The following is a 9,894-nucleotide window of genomic DNA, read 5'->3' as shown; positions in this document are numbered from 1 at the left end:
CCTCAGGAGGCGCGGTCCCGCAGGCGCAGGTCCAGCGCCCCGAAGACCTTCACGATCTGGTCGATGTCCTCGTCGGTCATCGCGTCCAACAGGTACTGGCGCACCGTCTGCTGGTGGAGTTCCGTGGCCGCGAGCACCGTCTGGACCCCTGAGTCCGTCAGTGACGCCTCGTATCCGCGCCCGTCGTTGGACGCCGGGCTCTTCGTCACCCATCCGTCCTGGACGAGGTTCGTGACGAGGTAGGTGAGTCGCGACGGCGAGTAGACGACCTTGCCGGCCAGCTCCCCCATGCGCAGGACCCGGCCGGGGGCCTCCCACAGGGCGAGGAGCACGTTGTAGTCGGGCATGGAGAGCCCGAACTCACGCTTGAGGCGTGACTCCAGGATGCCCTGGAGACGACCGGAGGCCTCGAAGAAGACCCTCCACGCCGCGGAGCGGTTGTTTCCGGTCTCGTTGATCGGGTTCATGCCGGGTGCATCGACCACGGGTCGTCCTTTCGCATCGAGACTGGGGTCGCGGTGGGACCACTCCCCCTTCCCGTGCAGCATAGGGTCAGCGCCCTTCGGCGGTGGCGCCGCGGACCTGTGAGCCTCATGACTTTCAGATGTCGTAGGGTCTCGGCGTGTCCGTTCCCACACCTTGGTCCTGTGTCCTCCTCGACGTCGACGGCACGATCGTCGACTCCGCCGGTGCCGTCCTGCGTTCCTTCAGACAGTCCCTGGGGGAGATGGGAGTGCCCGTGCCCGACGACGTCACCCTGCGTCGCTACGTGGGGCCGCCCCTGTGGACCTCCTTCGCGGACCTGGGACTGGGGGGCGAGGAGCTCGAACGGGCAGTGGCGCACTACCGGCGGGTCTACTCCACCATGTACCTCGACCCGCTCCCCTTCGCCGGTGTGGTGGACCTCCTCACGGACCTCCGTACCGCGGGGATCCCGTTGTCCACGGCCACCTCCAAGCAGGAACCCATGGCCCGGGCCCAGCTCGAGCACCTCGGCCTCGCCCCGCTCTTCACCGTGGTCGCGGGTGCGACACCCGACCCGGCCTGCACGAAGGCCACCGTCATCGTCTCCGCCCTCGAGCGACTCGCGGAGCTCGGTGTCGACACCACCCGCCCAGTCCTCCTCGGGGACCGGAAGTGGGACGTCGAGGGCGCGCGCGCCGCGGGGATCCCGGTCATCGGGGCGGGATGGGGGTACGCGGAGCCGGGAGAACTGTGCTCCGCCGACGCGGTGGCCGTGGACGTGTCCGCGGCGCGTGGCCTGCTGCTCGACGGTGTCGCCGCCTAGGCTGGGCGACGAGGAAGGGAGATCCCATGGACGACATCCCCGAACGACCCCTCTCACTGCCACGCCTGGGCCGACGTATGTCGCACCTGTGGCGCGGTGCCGGTTCACCCCAGGTCCACCGGGAGCCGGCGCCGGCCTCCGCCGCGCTCCCCGCCACCCCCCGGGCACCCGGACGCACGGCGAGCGCGCCGCGTCTCATGGGGTCCTCCCGTCCATCACCCGCCCGTTTCGTCCAGGGTGGCGACGGGCGCCGCCGCGGTGACCTCCCCCCGTGGCTGCGCAAGGCGGGCCTCGGGTCCTGGGCGCTCATCGGGCTGGTCATCGTCATCTCCGCCGTCGTCTTCGCGCTCGCCCGCATCTCCACCGTCTTCACGGCGATGTTCGTGGCACTGCTCCTCACTGCCATCCTCAACCCGCTGGTGAACCTTCTGGACCGGTGGGTGAACCGCTGGCTCGCGGTCCTGCTCGCCCTGCTCGCCTTCTTCGGCGTGTTCTCGGGGCTCATGACCCTCGTCGTCACGTCCGTGGTCGGGCAGTGGCCCAAGCTGACCGACCAGTTCAGCAACGGCATCGACATCATCATCGACTTCCTGCGCAAGACCCCCTTCCACATCACCCTCACGCCCGAGCAGGTGACGTCGTGGATGGACCAGATGGTCGACAACGCCCAGGACTACATCGCGACGAACTGGGGCCGCCTCGCCGGAGACCTCCTCTCGAACGTGTCGAGTGTCGCACTCGTCTTCACCGTGATCGCCCTGTCGGTGTTCGTGACGATCTTCTTCCTGCACTCCGGTACCGGGATGTGGCGTTGGTTCCTCAACCTGCTCCCCGCGCGGAGGCGTGACACCAGCCACCGTGCGGCCTCCGCCGGCTGGTACACCTTCTCCGGGTACGCACGGGGCACGATGATCGTGGCCGCCACGGACGGTGTCCTCGCGGGCGTGTTCCTCCAGCTGCTCGGTGTCCCGGTGGCCCCGGCGCTGGGCGTCCTCGTGTTCATCGGTGCCTTCATCCCCCTCATCGGCGCCCCCACCGCGATGGTGGTGGCCATGGTCGTGGCCCTGGCCGCCGACGGACTGTTCAAGGCGGCGATCGTCGGCGTCGGGATCGCCGCGATCGGCCAGCTGGAGGGTCACGTCCTCCAACCGCTGATCATGGGCCACCAGGTCTCCCTGCACCCGGTGGTCGTCGGCGTCGGCGTCGCCATCGGCACCTTCACCGCCGGCCTGCTCGGCGCCGTCATCGCGATCCCGGTCATCGGGGTCGTCTGGGCGGTCTTCTCCGAGCTGCACGAGTCCGACCCGCCCATCGAGGGGCCCCTCCCCGACTACATCGCGGACCGTCGTCGGTCCCGCACGGCGGACTGAGCACCCGGCCCTGACGCTCACGCCGGCCGGCGGGTCCCGCCCCACAGCGGCTCCCCCGTCCGCGGGGCGGGGACGGACGTGTGTGTCCCGGGCTCCGTGTGGTCTCCCTGCGGACGCGCTCCCCCGCGCCTCAGAGTCCCGCCGAGGGGACGACGCTCGGGACCGGGAGACCCGTGCGTCCCGCCCGCCTCCTGCTCCCCAGGCGCTGCCCGACGGCCGTCGCGATCCCGACGGCGTCCAGGCCGAGGTCGGCCTGCAGTGTCGCGCGCCGTGACTGGGGCAGGTAGGCCCGGGGAATGCCCAGGGCGAGGACCGGCACGTCCACGTCGGCCAGTGCGTCGCGCACCCCCCAGCCAAACCCGCCCTCGAGGATCCCGTCCTCGACGGTGACGACGAGGTCGAAACCACGGGAGGCGACCCCCGTGAGGTCCGGGGACACCGGCAGGAGCCACCGCGGGTCGACCACGGTGACGTGGGTGCCCTCCACCGCCAGGGCCTCGGCGGCCTCGAGGCTCTCGGCCACCAGCGAACCGGTGGCGACGAGGAGCACCCGTGGGGAGTCATCCCCTGTGCTCCCCTCCACGTCCTCCCCGGGGCCGGCCCCCCCGACCGACCGGCATCCGCGGCGGTGCCCCCGGTGAGGGAGAACGGCGCCTGCGGGTCCTCGACCAGCACGTCCACCACACCCTCCCGGCGCACCGCGGGGATGGGATCGGGCAGTGCACCCTTGGGGTAGCGCACGACGGTGGGGGCGTCCCCCACCGCCACGGCCTCGCGGAGCTCGTCACGCAGGGTGGGCTCGTCACGGGGGGCCGCGAGGCGCAGGCCCGGCACCACCTGGAGCATGGAGATGTCCCACATGCCGTTGCGGGAGGGGCCGTCGTCCCCGGTGATGCCGGCGCGGTCAAGCACGAAGGTGACCCCCGCGCGGTGCAGGCCGACGTCCATGAGGACCTGGTCGAACGCACGGTTCAGGAAGGTGGCGTAGACCGCGAACACGGGGTGCGCCCCGGCGAAGGCCATCCCCGCGGCGGAGGTCACGGCGTGCTGCTCGGCGATGCCCACGTCGACGACACGGTCCGGGAACTCCCGGGCCATCGGCCCCAGGCCCACGGGCAGCGTCATGGCGGCCGTCAGTGCGACGACGTCCTCACGTTCCCGCGCGATGCGGACGACCTCGTCGGCGAACACGCTGGTCCACCCGAAGCGTGCCGGGGAGACCGGGAGCCCCGTCTCGGGGTGGATTCGACCCACCGCGTGGAAGCGGTCCGCGATGTCCTCCTCCGCAGGTGTGTAGCCGCGCCCCTTCTCGGTGATCACGTGGACGATGACGGGGTGGTGCAGTGAGCGGGCCCGGGCGAGGGCGGTCTCGAGGGCGACCTCGTCGTGGCCGTCGAAGGGGCCGAGGTACTTCAGCCCCAGGTCCTCGAACATGACCTGGGGGGCGAGGACGTCCTTCACCCCGGCCTTGAGACCGTGGAGGGCGTCGTAGGCGGCCCGACCGGGGTCCCCCATGGACAGGAGCGTCCGTTTGCCCCAGGCGAGGGTCCGCTCGTACTGCTGCGAGGTGCGCAGCGCGTCGAGGTGGTGGGCGATCCCCCCGATGGTGGGCGCATAGGAGCGTCCGTTGTCGTTGACGACGATGACGAGGTTGCGGTCGGGCGCCGCGGCGATGTTGTTGAGCGCCTCCCACGCCATGCCCCCCGTGAGCGCGCCGTCGCCGATGACCGCGACGGTCCACGCGGTCGATCCCCTGCGCTGCTTCTCCCGGGAGATGCCGTCCGCCCACGACAGGGAGGTGGAGGCGTGCGAGTTCTCGACCACGTCGTGGGGGGACTCCTGGCGTGAGGGGTACCCCGAGATCCCCCCGGCCTGACGCAGCCGGGAGAAGTCCTTGCGGCCCGTGAGGAGCTTGTGCACGTAGGCCTGGTGTCCGGTGTCGAAGACGAGGACGTCGCGCGGCGAGTCGAAGACGCGGTGCAGGGCGATCGTCAGTTCGACGACACCGAGGTTGGGCCCCAGGTGGCCGCCCGTGCGGGAGACGGAGGAGATGAGGTAGCGCCGGATCTCGCCGGCGAGGTCCACCAGCTCCGCGGGCGTGAAGTCCCTGAGGTCGTGCGGCTCCTGCACACGGGAGAGCAGGGGCAACTCGTCGGCACTGTCGGGGAGGACCATGGCGACGATTCTAGTGGTCCCTGCTCCCGGCCCACCTCCGGGGCGCCCGGGGAGCACCGGAACGGGCTGTGACGGGGACGCACGTGCACCCCGACCAGCCCGCGCGGCTAAGATCGGGACAGCGGCGTGCACCGCGCGCCGGAACGTCCCCGGATCCGAAGAGGTGCTCCATGTCCCCAGCAGTCGCCCCCTACGGAGAATGGGACTCGCCGATCACCGGCGAGTCCTTCACGGCCCGCAGCGTCACGCTCTCCCAGGTCCGGGTGGACGGCCCCGACACCTACTGGGTGGAGGGACATCCCAAGGAGGCCGGACGCAATGTCCTGCTCCACCGAGACGCCCTCGGTCAGACCTCCGAGGTGCTGCCGCTCCTGGACGGTGTCCGACTGGTGGACGTACGCACCCGTGTGCACGAGTACGGCGGCCGGGCCTACGCGGTGCTCGGCGGTCTGATCGTCTTCTCCGACGGGCTGGACGACCGGGTCTACCGCTTCGACACCAAGGCGCCGAGCAGGGGGCTGGTCCCCCTGACCCCGCTGTCGAAGGTGCGCTACGGGGACTTCGAGATCGACGAGGTGCGGGGCATCGTCTACGCCGTCGCGGAGGACCACTCCGCCCCCGGCGAGCCCGTCAACACCCTGGTCGCGATCCCCCTCGACGGACTGGCCGGGCGGGACGGCTCCGCACTCACCACCGTCTTCTCCGGGACCGACTTCGTCGAGGCGCCCTCGGTGTCCCCCGACGGCACGAAACTCGCGTGGCTGACCTGGAACCATCCGGACATGCCCTGGACGCGCTCGCAGCTGCACGTCGCGACCCTGGGCTTCGGCGGCGAGCTGCGCACCTCCGTCACCCTCGTGGACCGACCCGACGTGTGCGTCTACGAGCCCCGCTGGACGCTGGACGGTGACCTCATCCACGTGGACGACTCCACCGGATGGGCCAACCTCTACCGCACCGAGGGTTTCGTGTGGCGCGACGGCGAGGAGCCGGACGCCTGGGCGACGCGGCTGCGGACCCGTCCCCTCCACCCCGGCCGTCAGGCCTTCTCCCATCCGCACTGGCGCCTCGGTCTCCACTCCTACGACAACTTCGACCACGACCACCTGATCTGCTCCTGGGCGGAGGACCTCACGTGGCACGTCGGGACGGTGCGCCTCGACAACGGTATGGAGGAGGAGTGGGCGACCGGGTGGTGGCCGATCGGCAACGTGGCCTCCACCGACGGTCGTGTGGTCCTCCTCGCCGACTCCGCCACGCACGCCCCCGCCATCGTGGAGGTCAAGGACGGCGCCACACGCGTCATCCGGCCCTCCACCGAGGCCGAGGTCGCCCCCGACATGGTCTCCTGCGCCCAGCTGCTGACCTGGGACACCTCCGACGGCGAGCACTGCCACGGGTTCTACTACCCGCCCGTCAACTCCGGCTTCACGGCTCCCGAGGGAGACCTGCCCCCGCTCATCGTCAACGTGCACGGGGGCCCGACCTCCTCCTCGCGGCCCGGCCTGGACGTGTCCCGCCAGTTCTGGACCACGCGCGGGTTCGCGGTCCTGGACGTGAACTACCGCGGGTCCACGGGTGCCGGTCGCGGCTACCGGGAGCGCCTCAACGGACACTGGGGCGAGATGGACGTCTCCGACTGCGTCGACGGCGCGCTCCACCTGGTCTCGCGCGGACTCGTCGACCCCTCCCGACTCGCCATCCGCGGCGCCTCGGCAGGCGGCCTCACCGTCCTCCAGGCGCTGGCGACCACGGACACGTTCTCCGCGGGGACCTCCCTCTACGGCGTGTCCGACCTGCGCGCGCTGGTGCGGGAGACCCACAAGTTCGAGTCCCAGTACGCCTTCCGTCTCGTCGGGAGCAGCGACCTCTCCGACCCGGTGTGGGACCAGCGCTCCCCCATCGACCACATCGAGGACATCGATGCCCCCCTGCTCCTGCTCCAGGGTGCGGACGACCACGTGGTGCCCCCCTCGCAGACACGCGCACTCCACGACGCGTTGCGCGACGCGGGACACCCGGTGGCGATGGTCACCTTCGAGGGGGAGGGCCACGGCTTCCGCAAGGCAGCGACCATCAGGACCGCCTGGGCGACCGAGCTGGGCTTCTACGGCAGGGCCTGGGGCCTGTCGACCGTCGGCGGCGCCGACGTCAGGATCGAGAACCTCTGAGCCCGCACGGGCACGGCCCGGCACGGGCGGGCGCCCGCTGACCTCTCCCGGGACCGGCACGGCGCCCGCTGGCCTCTGCCGGCTCCCGCTGGCCTCCTGACCCGTGCCGCGGCAGGCACCGGTCACGGCACCGTCGGGGCCCCGCCCCGACCCGTCGACCGGCCCCGGTCCGGCCGCATCCCGCGCGCGCCACCGGGTGCCGCCCTATGCTGTCGGCCACAGCGGTGCACGGCCCCGACGGACGCCCGTCGACCTGCGCGCCGGAGGCGGAAGGCGGAGGTGGCGGCGTGAGAGTGGTCGTGCACGAGTTCATGACCCTGGACGGTGTGGTCCAGGGACCCGGGTCCCCGGACGAGGACCCGGACGGCGGGTTCACACAGGGCGGTTGGATCCTCCCCTTCGTCCGTCACACCGAATGGGGTGAGGTGATCGACCGCTGGTTCGAACGGGCCGACACCGTCCTGCTGGGCCGTCGCACCCACGACATCATGCGCCCCTACTGGTCCGAGGCCGACGCGGGCCCCAATCCCGCCGCCTCGGCTCTGCACGAGGCACCCAAGTTCGTCATCAGCACCACTGCCTCGTCCTCCACCTGGGAGAACACGAGAGTCATCGCCCGCCGGCCCTGCGAGTTGGTGGACGAGCTGCGCGGACGGCCCGGGGGCGAGCTCCAGGTGCACGGTTCCTGGCAGGTGGTCCGGGCGCTGCAGCGCGCCGACCTGGTCGACGAGTACCGCATGATCATCTTCCCCGTGGTGGTCGGCTCCGGGAAGCGCCTCTTCCCCGACGGGTGCCCACCGATCTCCTTCGGCGACGCCACCTCCGAGTGGCTCGGTCACGGCATCACCTACCGCAGGCTCGCCGTCGCCGGCAGGGGGCCGCTCGTCCCCCGGCGCCGGAACACCGGGGGGAGCGCCTTCCTCCGCGTGCAGTGACAGCAGCTCTGCCACAGTGCGCAGCATGGCTGCGACATCCGGCACGGTGTTCGCCCCACTGGTCCACCCAGAGCCCGTCCAGTGGATGGTCGGGGTGACGCCGTTCTGCTGGAGTGCCCACGTGGCCCGCTGGGCACTCCTCCCGGCGGGCGCCGGGGCCGCGGAGCTGACCGGCTCCTTCCTGCCGCTGCCCGGTCTCGGGATCCTGCTCGCCTGGGCCGTGGTCGGCCACCTGCTCGCCCCGCGCGTCCTCCTGCGCGGCATCGGACGCGAGACCGTGGGCGCGCTCACCGCCTCGCGCGAGAGGATCGCGCAGAAGGGCCACGTGTGGACACCGGGGAGCACGTCCACAACAGGCTCGCGGTGCTGCGCGCCGACCGCGGGGTCCCACGGCGCCAGCTCGCCGAAGGACTGGGCATCCACTACCGGACCGTGGGCCACCTCGAGCGCGGTGAGTACGCCCCCTCGCTGCACCTGGCGCTGCGCATCGCCCGCTGGTTCGACGTGCCCGTGGAGTCCGTCTACTCCCCGGAGGACTTCCCCCCGGTGCGGTGAACGGGACCGCGGGCCCCCGCGCGGCGTGGCGCGGTGCCGCCCTCGTGGGAGGTCCTCCCCGGGCCCGGGGAACACGGGCGGCCGGGGGCGGGTCCGGGAGGCGGCGGAGCCCGGGCGGGCACCCGCGCCGGGAGACGGCCCGGACAAGGCCGAACCGCCCCCGCGGTGTCGACGAGGGCGGCCCGGATGCCGTCGGAGGACCCGTCCTCAGTGGGAGGCGACCAGCTGGCGCAGCACGTACTGGAGGATCCCGCCGTTGCGGTAGTAGTCCGCCTCACCGGGGGTGTCGATGCGCACGACCGCCTCGAACCCGATGTCCTCGGCGCCGGGTCGGGAGGCCCGCACGTGGACGGTCCGCGGGGTCTCGCCCTCGTTGAGGGCGGTGATGCCCGTGATGTCGAAGACCTCGGTGCCGTCCAGGCCCAGGGTGTCGCGGGTCTCCCCCTCGGGGAACTGGAGGGGCAGCACGCCCATCCCGATGAGGTTGGAGCGGTGGATGCGCTCGAAGCTCTCCGTGATGACGGCGCGCACCCCCAGCAGTGAGGTGCCCTTGGCGGCCCAGTCGCGCGAGGACCCGGAACCGTACTCCTTGCCGCCGAGCACCACCAGGGGCGTGCCACGGTCGAGGTAGCTCTGGGCAGCGTCGTAGACCGGCACGACGGGAGCGTCGGCCCGGGTGAAGTCGCGGGTGAAACCGCCCTCGACCCCGGGGACGATCTCGTTGCGGATGCGGATGTTGGCGAAGGTGCCGCGGATCATGACCTCGTGGTTGCCCCGGCGGGACCCGTAGGAGTTGAAGTCCCTCCGCTCCACCCCGTGCTCGAGGAGGTAGCGACCCGCCGGCGTGTCGGGCTTGAACGAGCCCGCCGGTGAGATGTGGTCCGTGGTGACGGAGTCACCGAGCTTGAGGAGGACCCTCGCACCGTGGATGTCCGTGACGGGCTCGGGGTCGGCCGGCATCCCGTCGAAGTAGGGGGGACGCCGCACGTAGGTGGAGTCCTCGTCCCAGGCGAAGGTGTCTCCCTCAGGGGTCTCGAGGCCCAACCAGCGCTCGTCGCCGGCGAAGACGTCCGCGTAGTCCTTCTCGAACATGGACCGGTCCACGCAGGCGTCGATGGTGGCCTGGACCTCACCGGCGTCGGGCCAGATGTCCGCCAGGTACACGTCGTGGCCCTCCTGGTCCCTGCCCAGTGGCTCGTGGGCGAAGTCGTGGTCCATCGTGCCTGCCAGCGCGTAGGCGATGACGAGGGGCGGGGAGGCCAGGTAGTTCATCTTGACGTCGGGGTTGATGCGGCCCTCGAAGTTGCGGTTGCCCGACAGGACCGAGACCACGGCCAGGTCGTGGTCGTTGACCGCGCGGGAGACCGGCTCCGGCAGGGGCCCCGAGTTGCCGATGCAGG

Annotated in this window: 7 protein-coding genes and 1 pseudogene; 5 read left to right on the top strand and 3 right to left on the bottom strand. The window is 71.6% G+C overall.

Annotation, left to right across the window (positions count from 1 at the left end):
* Positions 1–2 precede the first annotated feature (2 nt).
* The gene (locus tag TA90_RS05575; RefSeq protein WP_043535027.1) at positions 3–467 is read right to left on the bottom strand and encodes a MarR family winged helix-turn-helix transcriptional regulator; all 465 of its coding nucleotides are present in this window, start codon (positions 465–467) and stop codon (positions 3–5) included.
* Between the two features lie 155 nt (positions 468–622).
* Here TA90_RS05575 and TA90_RS05570 point away from each other — a divergent pair, with 155 nt between their 5' ends.
* Both TA90_RS05570 and TA90_RS05565 read left to right on the top strand, forming a co-directional pair.
* Positions 623–1,288: an HAD hydrolase-like protein gene (locus tag TA90_RS05570; RefSeq protein ID WP_074015315.1), complete on the top strand. Its 666-nt coding sequence runs from the start codon at positions 623–625 to the stop codon at positions 1,286–1,288.
* Between the two features lie 26 nt (positions 1,289–1,314).
* Positions 1,315–2,658 carry an AI-2E family transporter gene (locus TA90_RS05565; RefSeq protein ID WP_074015314.1) on the top strand — a complete coding sequence of 448 codons (1,344 nt, stop codon included), beginning with the start codon at positions 1,315–1,317 and terminating at the stop codon, positions 2,656–2,658.
* Positions 2,659–2,788: 130 nt separating this feature from the next.
* On the opposite strand, the pseudogene dxs reads toward TA90_RS05565, so the two are convergent.
* Positions 2,789–4,833: pseudogene (dxs, locus tag TA90_RS05560) on the bottom strand (1-deoxy-D-xylulose-5-phosphate synthase).
* Positions 4,834–5,003: 170 nt separating this feature from the next.
* Between dxs and TA90_RS05555 the strand changes: the two are divergent.
* The 3 genes from TA90_RS05555 to TA90_RS05545 all read left to right on the top strand — a co-directional run bounded on the left by TA90_RS05555 (position 5,004) and on the right by TA90_RS05545 (position 8,494).
* Positions 5,004–7,004 carry a S9 family peptidase gene (locus tag TA90_RS05555; protein WP_043535023.1) on the top strand — a complete coding sequence of 667 codons (2,001 nt, stop codon included), beginning with the start codon at positions 5,004–5,006 and terminating at the stop codon, positions 7,002–7,004.
* Between the two features lie 287 nt (positions 7,005–7,291).
* Positions 7,292–7,939 carry a dihydrofolate reductase family protein gene (locus TA90_RS05550; protein WP_074015313.1) on the top strand — a complete coding sequence of 216 codons (648 nt, stop codon included), beginning with the start codon at positions 7,292–7,294 and terminating at the stop codon, positions 7,937–7,939.
* A 327-nt stretch (positions 7,940–8,266) separates the two neighbouring features.
* Positions 8,267–8,494, top strand: a complete 228-nt coding sequence (locus tag TA90_RS05545; protein ID WP_043535022.1) for a helix-turn-helix transcriptional regulator — start codon at positions 8,267–8,269, stop codon at positions 8,492–8,494.
* A 207-nt stretch (positions 8,495–8,701) separates the two neighbouring features.
* Here the strand turns inward: TA90_RS05545 and TA90_RS05540 are convergent.
* Positions 8,702–9,894, bottom strand: a 1,193-nt coding sequence (locus tag TA90_RS05540; protein WP_043535021.1) for an aconitase family protein, incomplete at its 5' end; no start/stop codon positions are given.

Source organism: Actinomyces polynesiensis, from assembly GCF_000820725.1.
GTDB classification, from domain to species: domain Bacteria; phylum Actinomycetota; class Actinomycetes; order Actinomycetales; family Actinomycetaceae; genus Pauljensenia; species Pauljensenia polynesiensis.
Note: the sequence above shows the minus strand (reverse complement) of the source record. Positions and strands in the feature narration are given on the sequence as shown.